General features: G+C 73.7%; 23 protein-coding genes. 9 read left to right on the forward strand and 14 right to left on the reverse strand.

Going from position 1 to position 24,609, the window contains the following annotated elements; all coding sequences use genetic code 11:
* The first annotated feature begins 29 nt into the window (after nucleotides 1–29).
* Together ABIH81_RS09680 and ABIH81_RS09685 are read left to right on the forward strand one after the other, a co-directional pair.
* Entirely contained in the window at nucleotides 30–488 is a 459-nt protein-coding gene (locus ABIH81_RS09680; protein WP_349879965.1) for a hypothetical protein, read from the forward strand.
* Nucleotides 489–518: 30 nt separating this feature from the next.
* Nucleotides 519–1,994: a protein kinase gene (locus tag ABIH81_RS09685; RefSeq protein ID WP_349879966.1), complete on the forward strand. Its 1,476-nt coding sequence runs from the start codon at nucleotides 519–521 to the stop codon at nucleotides 1,992–1,994.
* Here ABIH81_RS09685 and ABIH81_RS09690 read toward each other — a convergent pair.
* A complete protein-coding gene (locus ABIH81_RS09690) occupies nucleotides 1,981–2,445 on the reverse strand; it encodes a hypothetical protein (protein ID WP_349879967.1) in 465 nt (154 codons plus the stop codon). The two genes, ABIH81_RS09685 and ABIH81_RS09690, sit on opposite strands and share 14 nt — an antisense overlap.
* A 235-nt stretch (nucleotides 2,446–2,680) precedes the next feature.
* On the opposite strand from ABIH81_RS09690, the gene ABIH81_RS09695 reads away from it, so the two are divergent.
* Nucleotides 2,681–4,459 carry an alpha/beta fold hydrolase gene (locus tag ABIH81_RS09695; protein WP_349879968.1) on the forward strand — a complete coding sequence of 593 codons (1,779 nt, stop codon included), beginning with the start codon at nucleotides 2,681–2,683 and terminating at the stop codon, nucleotides 4,457–4,459.
* Nucleotides 4,460–4,522: 63 nt separating this feature from the next.
* Here the strand turns inward: ABIH81_RS09695 and ABIH81_RS09700 are convergent, their stop codons facing one another.
* The 10 genes from ABIH81_RS09700 to ABIH81_RS09745 all read right to left on the reverse strand — a co-directional run bounded on the left by ABIH81_RS09700 (nucleotide 4,523) and on the right by ABIH81_RS09745 (nucleotide 15,990).
* A complete protein-coding gene (locus tag ABIH81_RS09700) occupies nucleotides 4,523–5,230 on the reverse strand; it encodes a hypothetical protein (protein ID WP_349879969.1) in 708 nt (235 codons plus the stop codon).
* A gap of 84 nt (nucleotides 5,231–5,314) precedes the next feature.
* Nucleotides 5,315–6,478 carry an acyl-CoA dehydrogenase gene (locus ABIH81_RS09705; RefSeq protein WP_349879970.1) on the reverse strand — a complete coding sequence of 388 codons (1,164 nt, stop codon included), beginning with the start codon at nucleotides 6,476–6,478 and terminating at the stop codon, nucleotides 5,315–5,317.
* A complete protein-coding gene (locus ABIH81_RS09710) occupies nucleotides 6,475–8,490 on the reverse strand; it encodes a biotin carboxylase N-terminal domain-containing protein (RefSeq protein ID WP_349879971.1) in 2,016 nt (671 codons plus the stop codon). Before ABIH81_RS09710 ends, ABIH81_RS09705 begins: the two co-directional genes overlap by 4 nt.
* 11 nt (nucleotides 8,491–8,501) lie before the next feature.
* The gene (locus ABIH81_RS09715; RefSeq protein ID WP_349879972.1) at nucleotides 8,502–10,109 is read right to left on the reverse strand and encodes a carboxyl transferase domain-containing protein; all 1,608 of its coding nucleotides are present in this window, start codon (nucleotides 10,107–10,109) and stop codon (nucleotides 8,502–8,504) included.
* Nucleotides 10,106–11,245, reverse strand: coding sequence for an acyl-CoA dehydrogenase family protein (locus ABIH81_RS09720; protein ID WP_349879974.1), 1,140 nt, complete (start codon nucleotides 11,243–11,245; stop codon nucleotides 10,106–10,108). Before ABIH81_RS09720 ends, ABIH81_RS09715 begins: the two co-directional genes overlap by 4 nt.
* Nucleotides 11,242–12,918 (reverse strand): acyclic terpene utilization AtuA family protein, encoded by a 1,677-nt coding sequence (locus ABIH81_RS09725; RefSeq protein WP_349879976.1) that lies wholly within the window; start codon nucleotides 12,916–12,918, stop codon nucleotides 11,242–11,244. Before ABIH81_RS09725 ends, ABIH81_RS09720 begins: the two co-directional genes overlap by 4 nt.
* The gene (locus ABIH81_RS09730; protein ID WP_349879977.1) at nucleotides 12,915–13,706 is read right to left on the reverse strand and encodes a TIGR03084 family metal-binding protein; all 792 of its coding nucleotides are present in this window, start codon (nucleotides 13,704–13,706) and stop codon (nucleotides 12,915–12,917) included. Before ABIH81_RS09730 ends, ABIH81_RS09725 begins: the two co-directional genes overlap by 4 nt.
* A gap of 32 nt (nucleotides 13,707–13,738) precedes the next feature.
* Complete coding sequence (locus ABIH81_RS09735) at nucleotides 13,739–14,350, reverse strand: TetR/AcrR family transcriptional regulator (RefSeq protein ID WP_349879978.1); 612 nt, start codon at nucleotides 14,348–14,350, stop codon at nucleotides 13,739–13,741.
* Between the two features lie 106 nt (nucleotides 14,351–14,456).
* Complete coding sequence (locus ABIH81_RS09740) at nucleotides 14,457–15,200, reverse strand: metallophosphoesterase family protein (protein WP_349879979.1); 744 nt, start codon at nucleotides 15,198–15,200, stop codon at nucleotides 14,457–14,459.
* A 112-nt stretch (nucleotides 15,201–15,312) separates the two neighbouring features.
* Complete coding sequence (locus tag ABIH81_RS09745; protein WP_007466162.1) at nucleotides 15,313–15,990, reverse strand: Crp/Fnr family transcriptional regulator; 678 nt, start codon at nucleotides 15,988–15,990, stop codon at nucleotides 15,313–15,315.
* 219 nt (nucleotides 15,991–16,209) lie between these two features.
* Between ABIH81_RS09745 and ABIH81_RS09750 the strand changes: the two genes are divergently transcribed.
* The 6 genes from ABIH81_RS09750 (at nucleotide 16,210) to ABIH81_RS09775 (ending at nucleotide 21,608) form a co-directional block, all read left to right on the forward strand.
* Complete coding sequence (locus ABIH81_RS09750) at nucleotides 16,210–16,896, forward strand: adenosylcobinamide amidohydrolase (protein WP_349881056.1); 687 nt, start codon at nucleotides 16,210–16,212, stop codon at nucleotides 16,894–16,896.
* Between the two features lie 106 nt (nucleotides 16,897–17,002).
* On the forward strand, nucleotides 17,003–18,223 hold the full coding sequence (locus ABIH81_RS09755; protein ID WP_349879980.1) for a CapA family protein: 1,221 nt from the start codon (nucleotides 17,003–17,005) through the stop codon (nucleotides 18,221–18,223).
* Between the two features lie 59 nt (nucleotides 18,224–18,282).
* Entirely contained in the window at nucleotides 18,283–19,062 is a 780-nt protein-coding gene (nth, locus tag ABIH81_RS09760) for an endonuclease III (protein WP_349879982.1), read from the forward strand.
* Nucleotides 19,062–19,664: a TlpA disulfide reductase family protein gene (locus tag ABIH81_RS09765; RefSeq protein ID WP_349879983.1), complete on the forward strand. Its 603-nt coding sequence runs from the start codon at nucleotides 19,062–19,064 to the stop codon at nucleotides 19,662–19,664. The genes nth and ABIH81_RS09765 overlap by 1 nt, the downstream gene beginning before the upstream one ends.
* The gene (locus ABIH81_RS09770; RefSeq protein WP_252448232.1) at nucleotides 19,661–20,353 is read left to right on the forward strand and encodes a CoA pyrophosphatase; all 693 of its coding nucleotides are present in this window, start codon (nucleotides 19,661–19,663) and stop codon (nucleotides 20,351–20,353) included. Before ABIH81_RS09765 ends, ABIH81_RS09770 begins: the two co-directional genes overlap by 4 nt.
* Before the next feature lie 76 nt (nucleotides 20,354–20,429).
* On the forward strand, nucleotides 20,430–21,608 hold the full coding sequence (locus ABIH81_RS09775; protein ID WP_349879985.1) for a MarP family serine protease: 1,179 nt from the start codon (nucleotides 20,430–20,432) through the stop codon (nucleotides 21,606–21,608).
* A 15-nt stretch (nucleotides 21,609–21,623) separates the two neighbouring features.
* Here the strand turns inward: ABIH81_RS09775 and ABIH81_RS09780 are convergent, their stop codons facing one another.
* From ABIH81_RS09780 to mycP, 3 genes are read right to left on the reverse strand one after another with little or no spacing between them, the layout of a single operon-like run.
* Entirely contained in the window at nucleotides 21,624–22,349 is a 726-nt protein-coding gene (locus ABIH81_RS09780; RefSeq protein ID WP_349879986.1) for a phosphatase PAP2 family protein, read from the reverse strand.
* 30 nt (nucleotides 22,350–22,379) lie between these two features.
* Nucleotides 22,380–23,171, reverse strand: a complete 792-nt coding sequence (locus ABIH81_RS09785; protein ID WP_349879987.1) for a phosphatase PAP2 family protein — start codon at nucleotides 23,169–23,171, stop codon at nucleotides 22,380–22,382.
* 40 nt (nucleotides 23,172–23,211) lie between these two features.
* Nucleotides 23,212–24,522, reverse strand: coding sequence for a type VII secretion-associated serine protease mycosin (gene mycP / locus ABIH81_RS09790; RefSeq protein ID WP_349879988.1), 1,311 nt, complete (start codon nucleotides 24,520–24,522; stop codon nucleotides 23,212–23,214).
* Between the last annotated feature and the right edge of the window lie 87 nt (nucleotides 24,523–24,609).

Raw genomic sequence — 24,609 nt, forward strand, 5'->3', positions numbered from 1 at the left:
TCACCGGCAGACCACGCTGGGGAGGAACGATGAGGCTGCCGCGCTCGGTCGCCGGCTGGACGATCGCGGTATTCGGGCTCCTCGCGCTGCTGCTCGGCGCGCTCGGTCTGATCTGGCCGGAGACGCAGCTGCGCCTGCTCGGCTTCGAGGTGCCGGCCGAGCGCGCTCCGGGCGACTACACCGGCACGTTCCTCACCGCGTCCTCGATGGCCTCGTTCAACATGGGGGTCTACTACCTGCTCGCCGTCGCCACCGAATGGCGGCCGTTCTACCGGTTCACCGTGTGGTTCCGCCTGGTCACCTTCACCGTGTTCACCATCGCGGTGCTCTCCGACGTCGCGCCGGACCGCTTCCTCGCGGTCGCCGCGTGGGAGGGGCTGGGCGCTGTCGCGACAGCGGCCGGCCTGTGGTGGGACGCCCGCCGGGCGGGTGCCGCCACTGACGACTCCGTCCCGGGTCCGGTGCCGGCCACCGACGCGGCGCGCTGACGGGTCCGGATCGTTGGGTATTTTCGAGCCGTGACCGAGACCCCGCCCGGCGCCCTGCGGCTGCCCATCGTGCCCGGTCTGACCGATCTGCAGGTGTTCGCCCGGGGCGGCTACGCCACCATCTACCGGGCCACCCAGATCTCGGTGGGACGCGAGGTCGCGGTCAAGATCGAGAACCGCACGCTGGACAGCGAGCGCGACCAGGCCCGCTTCCTGCGCGAGGCCCGTGCCGCCGGGCGGATGTCGTCGCACCCGCACGTGGTGGATCTGTTCGACGTCGGGGTCACCGTCGACCAGCACCCCTACCTCATCATGGAACTGTGCGACGGCTCGTACGCCGAGCGGATGCGCACCTCGCCGCTGGGCCCGGCGGAGACGCGCGACCTCGGCGTGAAGATCGCCGACGCGCTGGCCCACTCGCACGCGGCGGGCGTCCTGCACCGCGACGTCAAGCCGGCGAACATCCTGCACTCCGAGTTCAACTCGGCCGTCCTGGCCGACTTCGGCCTGGCGGTGCTCGCCGAGTTCCGTGACTCCTCGGTCATGCTGGAGGCGCTCACCCCGGCGTACGCGCCACCGGAGACGTTCAACCACAGCCCGCCCACGCCCGCCGTCGACGTCTACTCGCTGTGCGCCACGCTCTACGCGGTGATGTACGGCCGTCCGCCGCGCTGGCACTCGGAACGCAACCCGAGCCTGGTCACCGTGCTGGAGATGTTCCAGCAGCCGATCCCGGGCCTGCCGGGCGTGCCCGGTGAGCTGATCGACGTACTCCGGTTGGGCATGTCGAACGACCCGGGTGCGCGGCCCTCCGCGGTCGAGCTGCGTGGCCTGCTCGCCTCGCTGCCGCTGGACGGCGCCCCGGCGACCGGCGGCCGGTACGACGGTGCCGCCGGCGACCGCTTCCACCGCACCGGCGGGCCGAATCCGCGACCGCCGGCCGACGACGACCACCCGACGGTGGCCTCCCGTGCCCGGCGCTGGCCCAAGCGCTGGTTCCTCGGCGGCGCCGGGGTGCTGGCGCTCGCCGCCTCGGCCGGGGGTGGCTGGGTGGCCGCCGGGCACGCGCCGTCCGTCGCGCCCACACCGGCGCCCAGCGGCGTGGCCGGGGCGGCGCCGGTGCCCGGCTGCGCGTCCGCCGGCGTGCGGTTGCCCGCCGGGGCGCGCTGCGCGACGGAGCTGGAGTGCTTCGGTCCGGTACGGCTGCGCCGCGACCGGGCCGAGGCGAGCCGGGTGCCGTGCGACGGCCAGCACACCTGGGAGACCTACGCCGCCGGTGACCTGCCGGCCGCTCTCGCCGGGGCCCGGCACGAGACGGTGGCGGCCGACCCGGCCGTCGGGCGGGTGTGCAACGCCGACACGTTCCGGCTGGTCAGCGGTGGCAGGTCGGCGAGCGGATGGAACCTGGAGGTGCTGCCGCCGGAGGCCGAGGCGGACCCCACCTACCGCTGCCTGGCCGGGCGGGGCGTCAACGCGCTCGCCGGCCCCACGCTCACCGGTCGCTGAGCCCGTTCACGGTCCGGCCCTGCCGCACCGACCGCGGGTCGAGCGTCTCCAGCGTGTCGGCGTCCACCGCTGTCGTCGCCCGCATGCCGCGAACCACCCGCGGGTCCAGCGTCTCCAGCGTGTCCGCGTCGATCGGCTGGCCCGCCGGGGTGCGCAGGTTCCGCACCGCGCGCGGGTCGATGGCCTCCAGCGTGTCGGCGTCCACTCCGTACCCCTGGTGGGGGACCGGCCAGCTCTCGGCCTGCGGGGCGGGCCGGCCGGTGCCGCCGGGCTGGCGCGCGGCGGTGACCGTCACTCCCGTGATCATGGCGAGCAGGACGCAGACCAGGGCCAGCACGACCGACAGGATGCCGGGCGGACGCCACACGGCGAGGGTCACCACCGCCGCCACCGTCGCCATGGACGCGACGACGGCCTTCGCCCGCGCATCGGGCTTCGGGAACGATCTCACCCGACAAGCATGGCCCAGCGCGTCCACCTGTCAACCGGCGGGATGAGACGGCTTCCCGTCACGGACGCTCCACTTCGGAGACGCGGGTAGCGACGATCGAGAAAAAATCGTTACATCATCTGGTTGTTTGCCGCATCGATCCACGTTTGGGGGCCGCTAACGTGGGCGTCGATCCCTAAAGTGACGGGGGTCGAGGTCTCCTCGACGGAACTGTTCCCCGACGGAAGGCAGCCTCATGCCCCGTGCAATCCGATCCCTGGCCGCAACCGGGATCGTCGGCGTCCTCCTCGCCGGACCCGCCGTCGCGCCCGCCGCGGCGGCGACTCCGCAACCACCCGCGCACGACCGCACCAGCGCCGCCGAGGCGCGCCGGGTGGACCGCGTGCCGACGCCGAAACTCGACTGGTACGCCTGCTACGACTACGCCGAGTGCGCCACGGTCCGGCTGCCGCTGGACTACGACAACCCGAAGGGTGCCACCACCGAGGTCGCGTTGCTCCGGGTCAAGGCCCGCGACCAGCAGCGCAAGGTCGGCAGCCTGTTCCTCAACCCGGGTGGCCCGGGTGGCTCCGGCACGAGCATCGCGCTCGCCGCGCCCTACTTCCTCGGCGACGACCTGCTCGACCGCTTCGACATCGTCGGCGTCGACCCGCGCGGGGTCGAGGCCAGCGAGAACATCAAGTGCTTCCGCTCGGTGAAGGACCAGACCCGGGCGTACGCCGGGCTGAACGTCGCGTTCCCGTGGACCAAGGCGGAGGAGAAGGCGTACGTCGCCGCGTCCAAGGCGGTCGGCAAGGCGTGCTCCACCACCGGCAAGCCGCTGACCGGCGCGGCGTCCACCGCCGAGGTGGCCCGCGACATGGACGTGCTGCGCCGGGCCGTCGGCGACAAGTTGCTCACCTACCTCGGGTTCAGCTACGGCACCGCGCTGGGCCAGTACTACGCCAACATGTTCCCGGACCGCTTCCGCGCGCTCGTCGTCGACGGCGTGCTCGACCCGAACGCCTGGGTCGGCCAGGGCAGTGCCCGCAACCAGCTCCAGGAGACGCGACTGCGCAGCGCCGACGGGGCGTACCGGGCGCTGCGGGAGATCCTGGCCCGGTGCGGTAAGGCCGGCGCCGAGCAGTGCGCGCTGGCCGCCGGCGGCGATCCGCTGGCCGCGTACGACACGGTCGCGAAGCGGCTGCGCAAGAAGCCGGTGGTGATCGAGGACCCGGACTTCGGCTCCTTCACCGTCAGCTACGCCGACTTCGTCGGCGCCACGCTCGGCGCGCTCTACGACCCGTACGGCTGGCAGTCCGTGGTGGACCTGACCGTCCAGCTCCTGGCCCTGACCGACCCGGCCGCCGGCAAGGCCGCCACCGCGTCGGCCCGCAAGGCGCTCGCCGCCCGCGCCGCGCAGGCCCGGCAACAGCGTGGGTACGACTTCCCGTACGAGAACGGGCTGGAGACGTTCCTGACCGTCGACTGCACCGACGCGTACCACCCGAAGAGCGCCGACGCCTGGCCGGCGCTGTCGGCGAAGGAGGACAAGCGCGCGCCGTACTTCGGGCGGGCGTGGGCCTGGGCCACCTCGCCCTGCGCCCGCAACACCTGGACGGTGCGGGACGAGGACGCCTGGACCGGGCCGTTCAACCGGGTCACCGCCGCCCCGGTGCTGGTGGTCGGCAACTACTGGGATCCGGCTACCAACTACCAGGGCGCGGTCAGCTCGGCCAGGCTGCTGCCGAACAGCCGCCTGCTGAGCAGCGACAGCTGGGGCCACACCGCGTACGGCACCTCGGCGTGCGCGACCGGCCGGATCGACGCGTACCTGCTGACCGGCAAGCTGCCGGCCAAGGGCACGCTCTGCGTCGGTGACGCGCAGCCGTTCCAGGAGGACGCGGCGGCAAGCCGGGCGGACGCGTCGAAGAGCGCGCTGGCCCGGGCGGGCGAGCCGAGCCGGGGCGAGCCGAAGCGGCTGCCGCCGGTGGCGACGCCGCGACCGGCGGTCGGCACGCTGACCGTCCGCTGACGGACCCCCGGGGTGCGGCGGGTGATCGGGCACCCGCCGTACCCCGGGCCTCACTGGGAAGCATCAGTCGTGTGGGCTGGACCGGGCATTGCGGCTGAGGTCGGCCAGCTCCGCCGCGTCGAGCAGTTCGTCGCCGACCGGCGTTCCCGCGTGCTCCACTGCCGCCGGCCACAGCAACTCCGCCGGAGCCCCGGAGGCGAGCCACTGCCACATCTGGCGTCTCGGCTTCTCGGGGAGCCCGGCGTGGCCCTCGTTCATGACCAGCGCGAGGTGCCGGAGGACCGCCTCGCCCGGCAGCTCTGCGAATGCCGCCAGGTACGGCGTCAGGTCCAGCCCCAGCTCGGCGACGGCCCTCAGCAGGTCTGCCGCCGCTGTGGTGGACGGCCATGACGTCAGCGTCCGGCGCCACCACGCCCGGAGGAAGTCCTCCACCGCAGCCCGCTCGGCGGGTGTCCAGCCCGCCCAGTGCCCGCCGACTCGTCGCGTGAGCGTGTCCGGCCACCACCGATCGGCCATCTCGCCGTCGGCGTACGCGGTCAGCAGCCGGGGGACCAGGTGCGGCAGCTCGCTTCCGTCCCCCCAGGTGCCGGGATGGGACAGGTAGGCGCCGAGCTGGTCCGCGGTCAGCGCCCGCAGTGGCGTGCGCCGGAACCGGTCCACCTCCGCCGGGTCCACGCAGTGGTCGCAGGCCGCCATGTCCGCCGGCATCGGGTGGTGGGCGAACACCGCGTACAGCCGCTCGCCCGCCCGTTCCCGCTCACGCACCGCCACCCCGTCATTCTTCCCACCCTCCCGCCGCACGTCGACCGGGTTTGCCGGCCGGCGCGAGCCGAGCGGCTGGGTAAGCGGCGCGATCTAGTAGGACTTGTCCTGGCCGAGGACGTGCTGGGCGACGAAGTTGAGGATCATCTCCCGGCTGACCGGGGCGATCCGTCCGGCGCGTACCGCGCCGAGCAGCGTCGCCACGCCGTACTCGGTGGTCATGCCGGCCCCGCCGAGCGCCTGGACGGCGGTGTCGACGGCGAGCGCGGCGGCCTCACCGGCCGCGTACTTGGCCATGTTGCCGGAGATGCCGGCTTCCAGGTCGCGGCCCGCGTCGTAGAGCGTCGCCGCCTTGTGGATCATCAGCCGGGCCAGCTCGACCTGCACCGCCGCGTGCGCCAGCGGGTGCGCCACCCCCTGGTGCGAGCCGATCGAGCGCCCGCCCCACACCTTGCGGGTGGCGGTGTAGTCGGACGCCTTCTCGATCGCGTACCGGCCAGTGCCGGCACCCATCGCGGCCACGGTGATGCGTTCCGGGTTGAGCCCGGCGAACAGCGCCGGCAGCCCGGCGTCGAGCGACTCTCCGACGAGCGCGTCGGCGGGGAGCCGGACGTCGTCGAGGAAGAGCAGGAACTGGTTCTCCGGCGAGAGGATCTCCATGTCCAGCTTGGACTTCTCCAGGCCGGGCGCGTCGGTCGGCACGATGAACAGCGCCGGCTTCAGTTTGCCGGTGGAGGAATCTTCGGTACGGGCCACCACCAGCACGTGCCCGGCCTCGTCGACACCGGAGATGTAGATCTTCCGGCCGCTGAGCAGCCAGTCGTCGCCGTCGCGGCGGGCCACAGTGGCGAGGCGGTGGAAGTTCGAGCCGGCGTCCGGTTCGGTGATCGCGAAGACGATCTTCTGGGAGCCGTCGGCGAGGCCCGGGAGGTGCCTCTTGCGCTGCTCCTCGGTGCCGTGCTTGTTGATCACGGTGGCGGCGATGGCGGGGGAGACCACGAGCAGCAGCAGCGGGCAGCCCGCCGCGGCCAGCTCCTCGCACACCAGCGCCAGTTCGGTGATGCCGCCGCCCCCGCCGCCGTACTCCGTGGGGATGTTCACGCCCAGGTAGCCCAGCCGGCCGGCCTCGTGCCACAGCTCGGTGGTGTGTTGCCCCGATTTCGCCTTGGACACGAAGTAGGAATGGCCGTATCGGCGGCCGAGCGCCCGTACGGCGTCGCGGAGCTGGTCCTGCTCGGGGGTCAGGTCGAAGTTCACTGCGAGTCCTCCTCGGGGTCCACCACGGCAAGTACGGCACCCGTCTCGACCTGGCCGCCGGCCGGCACCGGCAGTTCCGTCACCACGCCGTCGGCGGGGGCGAGCACGGGATGTTCGAGCTTCATCGCTTCGAGCGTCAGCAGCAGGTCACCGGCGGCGACCCGCTGACCGACCTCCACGTGCACCCGGGTCACCGCGCCGGGTAGCGGCGCGAGCAGCGACCCGGCCGCCAGCTCCGCGGTGGGCAGGGGCAGGCGGGGCAGCTCGGTGAGGCTCGCCGCCCCGTCCGGGCCGTCCACGAAGACCGACGACCCCACCCGGTGTACGCGGAAGGCCCGCCGCACCCCGTCGACGTCGAGCACCACCCGGTCCGGGGTGGCCGTCACCAGCTCGACCACCGGCAGCTCGGTGTTAACAGGGGCCCCTTCCTCTACCGGATCCGTTAAGAGGGGGCCCTTCCTTCCCCACTCGGCGAGCCCGCCGGTGCGGTCGAGGCGGTAGTGCACCTCGATCTCCTCGTCGCCTGGGCCGGTGAACCGGGTGACCTGCGGGAAAGCAGGCACGTTGCGCCAGCCCGACGGCAGCCCGGCGAGCACCGGCGCGGCGGCCCGGCGCGCGGCGGCACCGGCCAGCGCGGCGGCCAGCGCCGCCACCGGAAGCTGATCGGCCGGCAGCAGCGGCTCGAACACCCCCGGGTGCCGGTCCAGGAAGCCGGTGTCCACGTCCACGGATGCGAACTCCGGGCTGCGCAGCACGCGGACCAGCAGATCCCGGTTGGTGGCCACGCCGTGCAGCTCGGCGCGGGCGAGCGCGCCGGCCAGGGCGCGGGCCGCCTCGGTGCGGGTGGGCCCCCAGGCCACCAACTTCGCCAGCATCGAGTCGTAGTGCACGCTCACCGCCGAGCCGTTTACCACACCGGAGTCCAGGCGCAGGCCGCGGGCCGGACCGAACTCGGCGGCCACCCCGGGAATCCTGAACCGGCGCAGCGTGCCGGTGGCCGGGCGGAAGCCCTGGGCCGGATCCTCGGCGCACAGCCGTACCTCGATGGCGTGGCCGTCCGCCGGTGGCGTGGTGGTGACCGGCAGCGGCTCGCCCTCGGCGACGAGCAGTTGCAGCCGGACCAGGTCCAGCCCGGTGGTCAGCTCGGTGACCGGGTGTTCCACCTGGAGGCGGGTGTTCATCTCCAGGAAGTGCACCTGCCCGTCCGGCGCGAGCAGGAACTCCACGGTTCCCGCGCCGACGTAGTCGACGGCGCGCCCGGCCGCCACCGCCGCCTCGTGCAGCGCGGCGCGCACGTCGTCGGGCAGCACACCCGGCGCCTCCTCGACGATCTTCTGGTGGCGGCGCTGGATCGAGCAGTCGCGTACCCCGAGGGCCACGACGCTGCCGTGGGTGTCGCCGAAGATCTGTACCTCGACGTGGCGGCCGCGTTCCACGTACCGCTCGATGAAGACAGTGCCGTCGCCGAACGCCGCCGCCGCCTCGCGGCGCGCGCCCGCGACGGCCTCGGCCAGCCCGGCGGCGTCGCGGACGATCCGCATGCCCCGCCCGCCGCCGCCCGCCGCTGCCTTGACCAGCACCGGGAAGGCGGTGACCTCGGCCGGGTCGGTCCAGGTGGGCAGCATCGGCACGCCCGCGTCGGCGAGCAGCGCCTTGGCGGCCATCTTGTCGCCCATCGCGGCGATCGCCTTGGCCGACGGCCCGACCCAGGTCAGGCCCGCGTCGGTCACCGCCGCGGCGAACTCGGCGTTCTCGGCCAGGAACCCGTAGCCGGGGTGGACCGCGTCCGCGCCGGAACGCCGGGCCGCGTCCAGGATGGCGTCGATGCGCAGGTACGTCTCGGCCGGCGTGTTCCCTGGCAGCCGTACGGCCTGGTCGGCGTCGGTGACGAAGGGCGCGTCGGCGTCCGCGTCGGAGTGCACGGCGACGGTGGCCACGCCGAGGGCGCGGCAGGTGGCGAAGACCCGGCGGGCGATCTCCCCCCGGTTCGCAACCAGAAGCGTTCTAATCATTGGCCAACCCCCTACATCCGGAAGACGCCGAAACCGTCGGCGCCCTTCACCGGTCCGTTGTGGATCGCCGACAGGCACAGCCCGAGGACGGTACGGGTGTCCCGGGGGTCGATCACCCCGTCGTCGTAGAGCCGCCCGGACAGGAACAGCGCGCCGGACTGCGACTCGATCTGCTGCTCGACCATCATCCGCATGGCGGCGTCGGTGTCCTCGTCGTACTCGCGTCCCCGCGCGGCGGCGGCCTGCCGGGCCACGATGGACAGCACACCGGCGAGCTGTGCCGGGCCCATCACCGCCGACTTCGCGTTCGGCCAGGTGAACAGGAACCGCGGCTCGTACGCCCGGCCGCACATGCCGTAGTTGCCGGCGCCGTAGGAGGCGCCCAGGTTGACGGTCAGGTGCGGCACCTTCGAGTTCGACACCGCGTTGATCATCATGGCGCCGTGCTTGATGATGCCGCGCTGCTCGTACTCGGTGCCGACCATGTAGCCGGTGGTGTTCTGGAGGAAGACCAGCGGCGTGTCCGCCGCGTTGGCGAGCTGGATGAACTGCGCCGCCTTCTGCGCCTCCTCGCTGAACAGCACGCCCCGGGCGTTCGCCAGCACGCCGACCGGGTAGCCGTGCAGCTCACCCCAGCCGGTGACCAGCGCGGTGCCGTAGCCGGGCTTGAACTCGTCGAACGCGCTGTCGTCGAGCACCCGGGCCAGCACCTCGCGCGGGTCGAACGGCACCTTCAGGTCGGCGCTGGCGATGCCGAGCAACTCCTCCGGGTCGTACCGGGGTGGCAGCGGGGACGGGTTGCGTGGCGGGGGACCGTGCTTGCGCCAGTTGAGCCGGCGGACGCACTGCCGGGCCAGCCGGATCCCGTCGCGCTCGTCGGAGGCGAGGAAGTCGGCCAGGCCGGACGTGGTGGCGTGCATCGACGCGCCGCCCAGTGACTCGTCGTCGGTGACCTCGCCGGTGGCCATCTTCACCAGCGGCGGCCCGGCCAGGTAGACCTGCGACCGGTCGCGGATCATGATGGTGAAGTCCGACATGCCGGGCACGTACGCCCCACCGGCTGTGGCGTTGCCGAAGACCACGCTCACGGTCGGGATCCCCTGCGCGGAGAGCCGGGTCAGGTCACGGAACACCCGGCCGCCGGGAATGAAGATCTCCGCCTGGGTGGGCAGGTCCGCGCCGGCCGACTCGACCAGGTTCACCATCGGCAGCCGGTTGGCCGCCGCGATCTCACCCGCCCGCCGGGTCTTCGCCAGCGACCACGGGTTGATCGCGCCGCCGCGTACGGTCGGGTCGTTCGCCACGATCAGGCACTCGACGCCCTCGACCACGCCGATGCCGGTCACGGTGCTGGCGCCGACCGGGAAGTCCGTGCCGTACGCGGCCACCGACGACAGCTCCAGGAACGGGCTGTCCGGGTCGAGGAGCAGCTCGATGCGCTCCCGGGGGAGCAGCTTGCCGCGACCGTGGTGGCGGGTCACGTACTTCTCGCCGCCACCACCCCGGGCCTGATCGAGCGCCTCCTCCAGCTCGGCGAGGCGCTCCAGCAGCGCCTCCCGGTTGGCGGTGAAGGCGGGCGCGGACGGGTCGATCGTGCTCTGCAGGACTGTCGTGCTCACAGGCCCATGCCCTTCGCGATGATCTCGTTCATGATCTCGGTGGTGCCACCGCCGATGCCGAGCAGACGGGCGTCGCGGTAGTGCCGCTCCACCTCGGCGTCGCGCATGTAGCCGAAGCCGCCGTGCAGTTGCAGCGCGGCGTCGACGACGAAGTCGCACGCGGACACCGCCACGTTCTTCGCGATCGCCACCTCGGTCACCACCGGCTGCCCCGCGGCGACCCGCTCGGCGACGTCGTGCACGTACGCCCGCGCCGCGTCGGTGCGGCTGTGCATCTCGGCCAGCTTGTGCCGGACGACCTGGCGCCCGACGAGCGGGCGGCCGAACGTCTGCCGGTCCCGGCACCACCGCACGGCCAGGTCCACGCAGCGCTGCGCGGTGGCGTAGGCCTGGGTGGCGAGCGAGAGCCGCTCGTTGGCGAACTGCTGCATGATGGCGAGGAATCCGGTGTCCTCCGGGCCGACCCGGTTCGTAACCGGCACCCGGACGTCGACGAAGGACAGCTCGGCGGTGTCCGAGCAGTGCCAGCCCAGCTTCTCCAGCCGCCGCCCCACGGTGAACCCGGGCGAGCCCTTGTCGATCACGAGCAGGCTGACCGAGCCCGAGCCGGGGAAGCCGGTGCAGACCGCAGTGGTGACGAAGTCGGCGCGGACCCCGCTGGTGATGTACGTCTTGGAGCCGTTGACGACGTAGTGGTCGCCGTCGCGGACCGCGCAGGTGCGGATGCCCGCCACGTCGGAGCCGCCGTCCGGCTCGGTGATCGCCAGCGCGCCGATCGTCGTCCCGGCGAGCGCGGGCCGGACGTACCTCTCGATGAGTGCCTCGTCCTGGGCCGCGACGATGTGCGGCAGCGCGATCCCGTGCGTGAACAGCGCGGCGACCAGCCCGGACGACCCGCCCGACCGGATGATCTCCTCGGTGACCACCATCGAGTCGAGCAGGTCGCCGCCGCTGCCGCCGGCCGACTCCGGGAAGCCGATGCCGAGCAGGCCGATCTTCGCGGCGGTCTCGTGCAGCGACCGGGGCACCTCGCCCGCCCGCTCCCAGTCGGACAGGTGCGGCAGCACCTCCCGGGTGACGAACGAGCGGGTCAGCTCGCGCAGTTGCCGGCGTTCCGGCGTGTCCACGATGGTCATGCCGGAACCTCCGTCGGTAGGTCGACCACTCGCGAGCGCAGCAGCTCGCCGAGCGCCTTGGCCTGGGGGTCGAACCGGGTGGAGGCGGCCACGCCCTGCCCGAGCAGCCCTCGGATCACGAAGTTGACCGCGCGCAGGTTCGGCAGCTCGTACCGCTCGACTGTGAGCGCCGCCGTCTCCGGCAGCAGCCCGGCCAGCCGCTCCACCGTCAGCCAGTCGCGCAGCCAGGGCCAGGTCGCGTCGGTGCGGGCCCAGACGCCCAGGTTGGCGTCGCCGCCCTTGTCGCCGGACCGCGCGCCGGCCAGCTCACCGAGCGGCCCGCGCCGGGTGGCCTGCAAGGAAGGGCCCCCTCTTAACGCCTCGTGTTGTACAGGGGCCCCCTGCAAACCGCCCGTCACCGTCGGCGGCGCGATCGGCACCCGCTCGCCGGAGGGCAGCACCGCGACGTGCTCGACCTCGTCCTGCGCGATCGTGTCGGCGGTGAACACCCCGTACGGCGTCGCGTCACCGGGCAGCGTGGTGAGCGTGCAACCCGGGTACGAGGCCAGCGCCAGCTCCACCGCCGCCGCCGAGAACGCCCGCCCGGCCCGCGACTTGTCGCCGTCGCGCAGGTGTACGTGCAGCAGCGCGCTCGCCGCCTCGGTGTCGCCGGTGTCCGGGTGGTCGGTACGGGCCAGCGTGAACTCCAGCCCCTCCGTGCCGACCGACTCCTCGATCTGGCCCCGGACCAGTGCCGCCTTGGCCGGGATGTCCAGCCCGCACAGCACGAACGTCATCGAGTTGCGGAAGCCGCCCAGGTTGTTGACGCCCACCTTGAGCGTGTCCGGCGGTGGCGTGCCGCGCACCCCGGACACGCGTACCCGGTCCGGGCCCTCCTGCTCCAGCCGTACGGTGTCCAGCCGGGTCACCACGTCCGGCCCGAGATAGTCAGGCCCGCCCACCTCGTACAGCAGCTGGGCGGTGACGGTCTCGACCGTCACCGCGCCGCCGGTGCCGGGGTGTTTGGTGAGCACCGACGAGCCGTCCGGGTGCAGCTCGGCGATCGGGAAGCCGGGGCGGTGCCCGCCGTCCGGCAGCTCGGTGAAGAAGCTGAAGTTGCCGCCGGTGACCTGCGCGCCGCACTCGATCAGGTGCCCGGCCACCGTGGCGCCGGCCAGCGCGTCGAGGTCGTCGCGGGTCCACCCGAAGCGGGCGATGGCCGGGCCGACCGCCAGGGAGGCGTCGGTGACCCGCCCGGTGACCACCACGTCCGCGCCCGCGTCGAGGCAGGCCGCGATCCCGAACGCGCCCAGGTACGCGTTCGCCGTCAGCGCGTCCGGCCGCTGGAGCGCGTCGCCCTCGACGTACCCGACCCGGACCTGGAGGCCGAGCCGGTCGCCGAGCGACCGGATCGCGTCGGCCAGCCCCGCCGGGTTGAGGCCGCCCGCGTTGGTGACCAGCGTGACGCCGCGCTCCAGCGCGGTGCCGAGCACGCCCTCCGCCTGGCGCAGGAACGTCTTCGCGTAGCCGAGCGACGGGTCGCGCATCCGGTCCCGGCCGAGGATGAGCATGGTCAGCTCGGCCAGGTAGTCGCCGGTCAGCACGTCCAGCTCGCCGCCGTCGAGCATCTCCCGCCAGGCGGTGAAGCGGTCGCCGTAGAAGCCCGACGCGTTCCCGATCCGCAGCACGCTCACGAGGAGGCTCCGTCCGGCTCACGCTTGCCGCCGGGCGGGCCCGCGAACGCCTGTGCCACGTCCAGCCACTCGTCGGCCACCGGTCCGGTGGCGGCCAGGGCCAGGTCCGCGCGGTGCCGGCGCTGCGTGACGAGCAGGCAGAAGTCGAGCGCCGGGCCGGTCACCCGGTCGGTCGCGTCCGCCGGACCGAACTCCCACACGTCGCCGCCCGCGGGTGGGGTCAGCTCGACCCGCACCGGCGCCGTGGGCACCTCACGGCCGTGGGCCGCGAAGCCGTGCCCGAGGGTACGGAAGCCGAGGTGCGCGATGTGCCGCAGGCGCTCGGTCGGGGTACGGCTGACGCCGAGCGCGTCGGCCACGTCCTCGCTGTGCGCCCACGTCTCCATCAGCCGTGCGGTCACCATCGACGTGGGCGACATGCTGGTGCCGTACCAGGGGATCTTCTGCCCGGCCGGGACGGCGGTGAGCGCCCCGGCGAGCGCCGACCGGCCGGCACGCCAGCGGGCCAGCAGCGCGGGCGGTGGCGCGAGGAAGGACTCGGCGCCGTCCTCGACCAGGCGTGACAGGTCCGGCGCGGCCATGACGGAGGCGAAGAACGCCGCCTCGTCGGTGGCCGCCAGGTAGGCGACGTGGTCCGTCCAGGCCAGGTGCGCGACCTGGTGCGCGACGGTCCAGCCCGGGGCCGGTGTCGGCCGCTCCCATCCCTCCGGCGGCAGTTCCGCGACGAGCGCGTCGAGCTGTTCGGACTCGGCGGCCAGGTCCGCGAGCAGAGCTGTCAGGTCGACCATTGTGCCTCCGGGCGGGGGTGGACGTCAGGGGATCAGCGCCGCTCGCTCTCGGGGGTGAGCAGCGCGGCGAGCTGGCGTTTCCAGGTGTGCAGCAGGGCGGCGCGGCGGGGCGAGTCGTCGCTGAGCAGATTGGCCACGCCGAGGCCGCGCAGCAGGTCGAGGGTGGCCTGGACCGACTCGCGTACGCCCGGCCTGCGTTCGTCCACGCCGAGCAGCTCGACGGTGAGCCGGTGCATCTCACGGCCGATCCGCGCCTCCAGCGGCACCAGCGCGGCGCGCAGTTCGGCGTCGGTGCGGGCGGCCACCCACAGCTCCAGCGCGGCCACGAACAGCGGGCCGGTGAAGGAGGCGGCGAGCAGGTCGACCACCCCGTCGAGCCGCTGCGGGCCGGAGGGCAGGGTCGCGGCCTCGGCGCGCAACTCGGCCGCCCGGCGCTCGGTCAGGTGCGTGACGGCGGCGGTCACCAGCGCGGTCCTGGTGGGGTAGTGGTGCAGCTGGGCGCCCCGGGAGACACCGGCGTGGGCCGCCACCACCGTCGTCGTGGTGCCGGACCAGCCGTGCTCCACCAGGCACTCGACAGTCGCCTCCAGCAGCCGGGCCTGGGTGGCACGGCTGCGTTCCTGCTGCGGAACCCGGCTCGACACGCAGCCAGCCTCCCCCGCCCAAAACAAACAGTCAAGCCTGACTTTTTTTGAAAGGAGGGGGCCCTTATTAACGCCTCCGGTAGAGGAAGGGCCCCTTGTTAACGCCTCAGCGGCCGTCTCGGGGGGCGAAGACGGTGAGGGCGTCGGCGTCGGAATGGCGGGAGCGGACGTACTCGTCGGCCCAGGCCGCCGCGTCCGGGAAGGTGGACTCGGCGGCGATCCGGACGCAGGCGGCGTCCACGTCGAAGCGCGTGCGGCGCAACTGCACGCCCGGACCGAGCAGCGCCCACCAGGCGCCCGCGCCCCCGTACGGCATGCCGACGCTGCCCGGGTTCACCACCAGGCGGCGGTCGGCCAGCCGGGTGAACGGCATGTGCGTGTGCCCGCAGACCACGGTGCCGACCTCGGCCGGCAGGCCGGCGAAGACCTCGGCCCAGCGGTCGAGCCGCGAGTCGACGAGCACGACCTCCTCGTCGTCGCGGGGCGTCGCGTGGCAGAACAGCACCTCGCCCAGACCGGTGACCGGCAGCGTGACGGACGGCGGCAGCGCCGCCAGCCGGGCCACCTGGTCGTCGCGGAGCTGACCGGCGGCCCAGTTGGAGACCTCGATCGGGGAGGACCTGCCGGCCCGTGCCTGCACCAGTTCCCGGTCGGCGTTCCCGCCGACCCAGCAGGCCCGGTCACCGAGCGCGGCCAGCCGGTCCAGCACCTCGACCGGCTGCGGACCGGCCGCCAGGTCACCGGTGAGGACGATCAGGTCGGCGGCTGCCACGTCCGGCTCGGCCAGGACTGCCTCCAGCGCGGGCAGCACACCGTGGATGTCGGAGAGGACAGCGACGCGATCAGGCATCGTCCCAGCCTGCGGCACCGGCCCGGGAGGACCAAGCGATTCTGCGGCGGGCAGAGACGGCACCGGCCCGGACCGCGCGGAGGCGGGCCGGGCCGGAAGCCGGTACGGAGGGTCAGACCCGCGCGCGGCGGGCCAGGCGCTCCGGGTCGAGGATGATGATGCTCTTGCCGTCCAGCCGCAGCCAGCCGCGCGAGGCGAAGTCGGCCAGCGCCTTGTTGACGGTCTCCCGGGAGGCGCCGACGAGCTGGGCGATCTCCTCCTGGGTGAGGTCGTGCGTCACGCGCAGCACGCCGCCGTCGCGGGTGCCGAACCGGCCGGCCATCTGGAGCAGGTTCTTGGCGACCCGGCCCGGCACGTCGGTGAAGATCAGGTCGGCGAGCGAGTCGTTGGTCCGGCGCAGCCGGCGGGCGAGCACCCGCAGCAGCTGCTCGGCGATCTCGGGCCGGTTGTTCAGCCAGGGCCGCAGCGCCTGCTTGCGCAGCCGGACCAGGCGGGTGTCGGTGACCGCCGTGGCCGTCGCCGTACGCGGACCGGGGTCGAAGAGCGACAGCTCGCCGACCATGTCCGACGGGCCCATCACGGCGATCAGGTTCTGCCGGCCGTCCGCCGCGCGGCGACCCACCTTGATCTTGCCGGACAGGAGGATGTAGAGACTGTCACCGGGCTCGCCCTCGTTGAACACGATCTCGCCCTTGCGGACCTCGATCGTCTCCATCTCCTTGGCGAGCGCCTCGGCAGCCTCCGGGTCGACACCCTGGAAGATCCCGCTGCGGGCCAGTACCTCGTCCATCGCGCACCTCCGCCTGCGCGTGCCGTCCGTCGGCCGGGTCCGCCGTCCGCTGATCCCTCGCGCGCCGCCAGTCTAGGCGCACATGAGCAGGAATCAGAGGTGCACCCCTGGAATCTTGATCGTTGGGCGTAACCCACCCGACCCGGGGAGCGGCTAAGATCCCGCCTCCGGCCCGGGCCGGAGCCACCCGTTCCCACCTGTGATCGTAGGGTGACCGGCGTGCTGTGTGAGCCGTTCCTGACCAGCCGGTCCGAATCCGGGTGGGACATCCCGATGCTGGCCTGGCGGGCCGACGCGCCGCTGCTGGCGGTCGGTTCCGCGCCGCTGGGCGGGGGGATCGGCGTCCGCGGGTGGGTGCTGAACGCGACGGTGCCGATGTCGTACGACCGGGACGACCCCGCCGCGCACCTGGCCGAGCTGGCGCGCGGCCTCGACCTGGACGGCCCCGGGGTCGGGCTGCTGACCGGCGTGGACGTGAGCGAGGTGGTCCGCCGTACCGACGGCGGCGTCCGGGTCTGGGCGACGGTGGGCCTGGGCACGCCGGTGTGGGCCGCCGCGCCCGAGCCGGCGCCGCCCGCCGTGAGCGAGCCGGCCCGGCCCGCGCAGCGCGTCGGCACCGTCAACATCGTCGCGTACGTGCCGGTGCGGCTCGGCGACGCCGCCCTGGTCAACGCCGTGGCCACCGCCACCGAGGCGAAGGCGCAGGCGATCTGGGAACTGGGACTACCCGCCACCGGCACCCCCACCGACGCGGTGACGGTGCTCTGCCCGGCCGACGGCGACCCGGCCCCGTACGGCGGTCCCCGGTCGGCCTGGGGCGCGCCGCTGGCCCGGGCCGTGCACGCCGCCGTGCGCTCCGGCGGCGCCGGTACCGTCGTGCCCTGGTCCGACCGGCGGGCGGGCTGACATGGGCTCGTCATATTCGACGCGCCGGGTTTTCCGACCGATCGGCCCTCGTCGCGGCGTCTCGGGGACGGTAGCGTCGCCGACGATGTACGCTCCCGCCCGCTCTGTGCCCCGTACCCTCCGCGCCGCCGTCGCCGGACCGCCCGCCGCCGTTACCGGCCCGCGTCGCGCGGTGCTCGGCCGGCGCCTGGCCGCGTTCGCCGCGCTCGTCGCCGTCCTGTTCGTCGCCGGCTGCGGCGGCGACACCGGCGGGTCCGGCGGCGACCCCAGGTGGCAGGCGGGACAGGGCGGCGGATCACCCGGCTCGGCCGGGCCCCAGACGGGTGACCAGCCGGCGGCGCCGGATGCGTCGAAGGAGCCGTCGATCTCGCTCACCGCCACCGGTGACGTGATCATGGGAAACGCGCCGGACCGGCTGCCGCCCAACGGTGGCAAGGGCTTCTTCGACGACGTCAAGTCGGCGCTCAAGGGTGACCTGGTCATGGGCAACCTGGAGGAGCCGCTCACCGACGACACCGGCGCCGGCAAGTGCGGCCCGGAGCCGAAGAACTGCTACCAGTTCCGCGCGCCGCCCGGCTACGCCGCCCACCTGCGGTCGGCCGGGTTCCAGCTGCTCAACCAGGCCAACAACCACGGCTACGACTACGGCCGCCAGGGCTACGAGAACACCCAGTCGGCGCTGGAGGCGCACGGGCTCAAGCACACCGGTGCGCCGGGCGAGATCACCGTGGTGGACGTCAAGGGCATCAAGGTCGCCGTGGTGGGCTTCTCGTCGTACCCCTGGTCCAACAGCCTGGTCGACCTCGCCGCCGCCAAGCAGGTGGTCGAGATGGCCAAGGAGTCGGCCCAGATCGTGGTGGTGCAGGTGCACATGGGCGCCGAGGGGGCGGACAAGACCCGGGTGAAGCCGGGTACGGAGATGTACGTCGGCGAGAACCGCGGCGACCCGATCCGATTCTCCCGGACCGTCATCGACGCCGGCGCCGACCTGGTCATCGGCCACGGCCCGCACGTGCTGCGCGGGATGGAGTTCTACAAGGGGCGGCTGATCGCGTACAGCCTCGGCAACTTCGCCGGTGGCGGCAAGTCGCTGAACAGCTCGGGCCGGCTCGGCTGGGGCGGCGTGCTCAAGGTGTCGCTCACCGCCGAGGGGAAGTTCGCCGGCGGCACGTTCACCTCCACCGTGATGAACGGCGTGGGCCGTCCGTCGGTCGACCGGCAGAACCGTGGCCTCGGGCTGGTCCGCGAGCTGAACCGGGCCGACTTCCCGGACACCGGCGCCAAGCTCGACGGGACCGGCAAGATCACCGCACCGGCGGGTGGCTGAGCGCACCCCGGCCGCGCCGAGCCGCCGGAGCGTCGGCCCCGCGACGTAGGCTGGCCGACGTGACCACGCGCTCCCCCGAGACCGACCTCGGCCGTACGCGCCGCGCCCGGCGCATCGGCCGCGTGCTGACCGAGACGCACCCCGACGCGCACTGTGAACTCGACCACTCCAACGCGCTGGAGCTGGCAGTCGCGACGATCCTGTCCGCCCAGTGCACCGACAAGAAGGTCAACGAGGTCACGCCGAAGCTGTTCGCCCGCTACCGCACCGCCGCCGACTACGCCGGGGCGGACCGCGCCGAGCTGGAGGAGCTGATCCGGCCCACCGGGTTCTACCGCAACAAGACCAGCTCCCTGATCAACCTCGGGCGGGCGCTCTGCGAGCGGTACGACGGCGAGGTGCCCGGGCGGCTGGACGACCTGGTGACCCTGCCGGGCATCGGCCGCAAGACCGCCAACGTCATCCTCGGCAACGCCTTCGGCGTCCCCGGCATCAGCGTCGACACCCACTTCCAGCGGCTGGTGCAGCGGTGGCAGCTCACCACCGAGACCGACCCGGTGAAGATCGAGCACGCGATCGGCGCGCTCTACCCCAAGCGCGACTGGACGATGCTGTCGCACCGGGTGATCTTCCACGGCCGCCGGGTCTGCCACGCCCGTAAGCCGGCCTGCGGCGCGTGCACGCTGGCGAAGCTGTGCCCCGCGTACGGCACCGGGCCGGCCGAGCCGGCCGCCGCGGCCAAGCTGCTCAAGGGGCCCCGCGCCCGTGACCTGGCGGTGGCCGTCGGCCTCGATCCCGACCTGGTGCCGCAGCAGGCCGCGGCGGCGGACGTGCCGTGATGCGCCGGTTCGCGTACCTTCTCGTCCCGCTGCTGCTCGCGGCGGCGGGCTGCACCGCCACGGCCGAGGAGCCGGCACGTCCCGCGCCCGCGACCCGGGCCGAGCGCCCCTCGCCGTTCGCCGACTGCGCCCCGCTGACGGTCGCGCCCGCCTCGGCGTCCCCCGCGCCGGCCGGAAAGGCCGGGGACCAACTGCCCGACCTGACGCTCAACTGCTTCACCGGCGGCACGCCGGTGAACCTGCGCGACGTCAAGGGTCCGGCGGTGATCAACGTGTGGGCGTCCTGGTGCCCGCCGTGCCGCAAGGAGCTGCCCGCGTTCCAGCGGCTCAGCGAGCGGGCCGACGGCCGGTTCCAGGTGATCGGCGTGAACAGCCGGGACAGCCGCGGCGGCGCGCAGTCCATCGGCGAGGACTTCGGCGTCGACTTCCCGATGCTGCTCGACCAGGGCGACGCGTTCCAGCGCGCGCTCGAACGCAACGCGTTCCCGCTGACGGTGCTCGTCGACGCCGACGGGCGGATCCGGCACACCGACGCGACCGGCGCTCTCGACGACGCCCGCCTCGCCGCGCTGCTCCAGCGCCACCTCGGGGTGCGGGTATGACCCGACGGCCGCCGCTGTGGTTCGACCCGCTGCTGGGCCGGCTCGGCACCGCGCGGGCCGAGGACTTCACCCGCATCGTCACGCCGTCCAGCGGCGGCCGGGAGAGCGCCGTGCTGGTGCTGCTCGGCGAGGAGCCCGGCGCCGGGCCGGACGTGCTGGTCCTCCAACGCGCCGCGACGCTGCGCAACCACGCCGGGCAGCCGGCCTTCCCGGGCGGGGCGGCCGACCCGGAGGACGCGGACGCCCGCGCCACCGCGCTGCGCGAGGCGAACGAGGAGGTCGGCCTCGACCCCGGCAGCGTCACCGTGCTGGCCGAGCTGCCCCGGCTCTGGATCCCGGTCAGCGACTTCGTGGTCACCCCGGTGCTCGCCTGGTGGCACGACCCGCACCCGGTGCACCCGCGCGAGCCGGCCGAGGTCGCGCACGTCGCCCGGCTTCCGGTCACCGAGCTGGTCGACCCGGACAACCGCATGCGGGTACGCCACCCGAGCGGCTGGATCGGTCCCGCCTTCTCGGTGCGCGGCATGCTCGTCTGGGGCTTCACCGCGGGCGTGATCGACCGGCTGCTGGAGATGGGCGGCTGGTCCCGGCCCTGGCCGCACTCGCGCGTGGTGGAGCTGCCGCCGGTGGACGCCACGCCCGCTCCGTCGGCGGGCACCGAGCCGGCCGACGAGAGCCCGGTGCGGTGATCACCCGTACGCATCCTCGGGTCACGTTCCGCGAGCGCTGAGCCGGGCGCGGGCCCGGTGCCCGTACCCTTGGGGCGTGTCCGCCGTGGATCTCGTCCTCCTTCTGCTCATGCTCGTGTTCGCGATCAGCGGATACCGTCAGGGCTTCGTCATCGGGGCCCTGTCGTTCTCCGGCTTCTTCCTGGGCGCGCTGCTCGGCCTCCAGGTGGGGCCGCTGATCGCGCAGCAGTTCGCGACGAGCGGGACACGCGTGCTGATCTCCCTGGTGGCGATCTTCGGGCTCGCGGTGCTGGGGCAGGCGCTGGCCGGCTGGCTCGGCTCCAATCTTCGGGCCGCCATCACAGGGCCGGCCGGGCGGAAGGTCGACGACGTCGGCGGCGCGTTCATCTCGGTCATCGCGGTCATGCTCGTGGCGTGGCTGGTCGCCGTGCCGCTCGGCTCCTCCTCGGTGCCGTGGCTGGCCTCCTCGGTCCGCAACAGCGCACTGCTCACCGTCGTCGACCAGGTGCTGCCGGACAAGGCGCAGGATCTGTCCACCGCGCTGCGCGACACTGTCGACACCAACGGCTTCCCGGACGTGTTCGGCGACCTCGCGCCGACCCGGGCCCGGCAGGTCGCGCCGCCCGACCCGGCGCTGGCCAACTCACAGGTGGTGCAGAACAGCAGGCGGTCGGTGGTGAAGGTGCTCGGCTCCGCGCCGAGCTGCTCGCGCCGTATCGAGGGCTCCGGCTTCGTGTACGCCGACGACCGGGTGATGACCAACGCGCACGTGGTGGCCGGCACCCGCTCGGTGGCTGTGGAACTGCGCGGCGAGCGGTACGACGGCGAGGTCGTCGTCTACGACCCGGACCGGGATCTCGCCGTGCTCTACGTACCCGGGCTGCCCGGACCGTCGCTGCGCTTCGCCGCCGGTCCGGCTGCCACCGGCGCCGACGCGATCGTGCTCGGCTTCCCGCTCGACGGCCCGTACGACGCCCGCCCGGCCCGGATCAGGGACGTCGACCGGATCACCGGCCCGGACATCTACTCGACCGGTGACGTCAACCGGGAGATCTACACGATCCGGGCGCTGGTGCGCAGCGGCAACTCCGGCGGCCCGCTGGTCTCCTCGAACGGTCTGGTGCTCGGCGTGATCTTCGCGGCGGCGGCGGACGACCCGAACACCGGCTTCGCGGTGACCGCGGCCGAGGCGCGACCGGTGGCGCTGGCGGGCGCGGAGCGTACCCGGGGAGTGGCCACCGGCGACTGCACCTGAGCCGGCCGACGGCGCTCAGCCACCCGCCGGTGCTCCCGCCGGTGTCGCCTCGTCGCCGGAGCGGGACAGCGGCAGCCGGGCGCGGCCCCAGGTGAGCGTGCGGTCGAGTACCGCCCGAGCCATGATCGCCACGCAGGCGCCGCCGTTGAGGAACGAGGCGACCACGTCGCTGGGGTGGTGCATGCCCCGGTACATCCGGGTGAGCGCCACGCCGAGCGGCACCAGCACCAGCAGCGTCCACCAGCCGACCTTCGCCGGGGTGCTGCGCGCCCGCAGCGCCAGCAGCACCGCGAGACCGACGTAGAGCGCGGTCGCCGCCGAGGTGTGCCCGGACGGGAAGCTGGACGTGGGCGGGGAGGCGTCCATGTGCGCGACGGCCGGGCGGTTCCGGTCGATGGCCATCGTGGTGAACAGGAAGATCAGCGCCTGCGCGGTCACCGCCGCGCACAGGAACAGCGGTTCCCGCCAGCGGTGCAGCACCAGCCGCAGCACCAGCGCCGCCAGCACCGTCACCACGACGATCATCTGGGTGCTGGCGAGCGTGCTGAACACCAGCGATACGTCGTTCCAACCCGGCGTCCGGTCGCCGGCCAGCTCACGGTTGACCGTGTCCTCCACCGTGAACGGCCAGGTGCGGGCCAGCACCCGGGTCACCAGCAGGCCCAGGCCCACCATCAGCGCGAAGAGCAGGGCCAGCGGCAGCAGGACACGCCGGGTGGCTCGGATCACGACATCGGACATGGGCTCGCCTGTACCCCGGCAGGGATCCGGCTACGCCCGGCCGCCCTCCGGCCGCTGGTCGGCCAGTTCGGGCTCGACCCCCTCGCGGAGCGGGCGGGCGGACGGCCGTCCGGATTCGCTGCGCCACGTCGCGAACGCGGCCGAGGTCGCGGCCACCACCGCCACCCCGAGCACCCAGCCGCCCACCACGTCGCTGGTCCAGTGCACGCCGAGCGCGATCCGGCTGAGCCCGGTCACCACTGTGACCAGCAGGGCGGCGGCCCACAGCGCGACCCGGCCCCGGCGGCTGTCCCGCACGAACGGCAGGAACACCAGCAGCAGCACACCCGCCGCCAGCGTGGCGTTGAGCGCGTGACCGGACGGGAAGGAGTAGCCGGCGGTCCGGGCCACCGGATCCAGCAGATCCGGCCGGTCCCGGCCGACGAGCAGCTTGAGCAGCGCGCCGAGCAGCCCGCCGGCGACCATGGTTACCACCACCCAGACCGCGAGCCGGGGCGCGCCGCGCCGGACCAGCCACACCACCACCGCGACCGCGGCCACCCGCAGCGGGCCGGGCCCGAACACGTGCGTCCAGACCGTCATCACACCGGCCCAGGCGGGATGGTCCTGCGCGTACCCGTGGAACGCGTCGGTGATCGAGGCGTCCAGCCGCAGCAGGGGCGGCCAGGCGCCGAGCACCAGCAGCGCCAGCAGGGCGAACGGCACCAGCACCAGGAACGCCGCGGCCACGGTCAGGGTGAGCCGCAGGCCCAGCGAGTGCTCGGGGTCGAGGCGGCGACTCCGCCACGACCGGTGCGTGACCGTCGCCCCGGTGGTCTCCATGAGGTTTCCCCTACCCATCCAGGGGCGGGATCAGACCGGTTCAGCGACGGGTCTGCCGGAACCGGCGAACCATCAACGCGGTGCCGGTGACGAGCGCGACGAACAGGGCCAGGCCGGTCCAGAGCCGCTCCGGGGCGGAGACGTCCGTCTGGCCCGCCGGCCGGGCGTTCCAGCCCTCCGCCGTACGCCCGAGCGGATCGCCGCCCCGGCCCGCCGCGGCGGCCCGGGTGTCCCGCCCGTCGCCGGGCGCGGGCCCGAAGCCCACCACGCCGGGGGAGGCGTTGTCGTCGAGCGGGTTGTGGCCCACCGGCGGCACGTCGGCGGTGAGCGCGGCCACCGGGTCGACCAGGCCGTAGCCGAACCGGTCGTCCCGCCCGGTCGGACCGAGATCCCGAGCGGTGGTGACCAGCCGGTTGACCACGTCCCCGGCCGACATCTTCGGATAACGGGCGCGGACCAGAGCAGCGGTCGCGGCGACGAGCGGCGCGGCGAAGCTCGTCCCCTGCACCCGCCAGTAGCCCTCCGGCCGGGCGCCGTAGAGCCCGGTGGCCGGAGCGCTGAGCACCGTCTCGTGACCCGTGATCGAGCCGGACCAGAGGTTCTCGCCCGTCCGCTCCAGCCCGGCGACCGCGAGCACACCCGGCTCCCGGGCCGGGTACCAGACCTCGGTGGTCGTCGAGGTGGCCAGGTTGCCGGTGCAGGCGACCACCACCACGTCCCGGGCGAACGCGTAGTCGAGCGCCGCGGCCAGGGCCGGGTTGTCGATGCTGCCGCCGAGCGACAGGTTGACCACCCGGGCGCCGTTGTCGACGGCCCAGCGCACCGCCTTGGCGATGATCAGCGCGTCGTCGTAGCGGTTCTCGGCGTCGAGAACCCGGACCGGGAGGATCTTGGCGTCCGGTGCCAGCCCCAGCACGCCCCGGTCGTCGTCGGACCGCCCGGCGATCAGCCCGGCCACCGTGGTGCCGTGCCCCACCGGATCCGGCCCGTCCGAGCCGTCCGGCGTCACCAGATCCAGGCCGGGCAGCACCTGACCGGCCAGGTCGGGGTGGGTGCCGTCCACACCGGAGTCGATCACCGCGACCACCACGCCGCGCCCGGTCGAGGTGCGCCACGCGGTCTTCGCCCGCAACTCCTCCAACTGCCACTGCTCGTCGCGTACCTGGTCGGTGCGCAGCGGGCGGTCGGGGGCCACCCACGGCCGCGCCAGTGCGGCCGGGGCGGGGGCGGCATGGGCCGGCGGCGCCAGCGGACCGGCCACGGTGACCAGTGCCGACACGGCGGCGAGCAGCGCGCGTCCGGCGAGACGCCGGGGCGGCACACCGTGCGGTCCCTGCCGATCCCCTGTCACATTCCCCAGCCGTTCGGTCGCGTCAGACACATGCTGCACGGAGATTACCGGTTGTCCCGACCGTCACGGGGCAACTCCGCGAGGCGG

This window comes from Micromonospora sp. HUAS YX12 (assembly GCF_040215685.1).
GTDB lineage: Bacteria > Actinomycetota > Actinomycetes > Mycobacteriales > Micromonosporaceae > Micromonospora > Micromonospora tulbaghiae.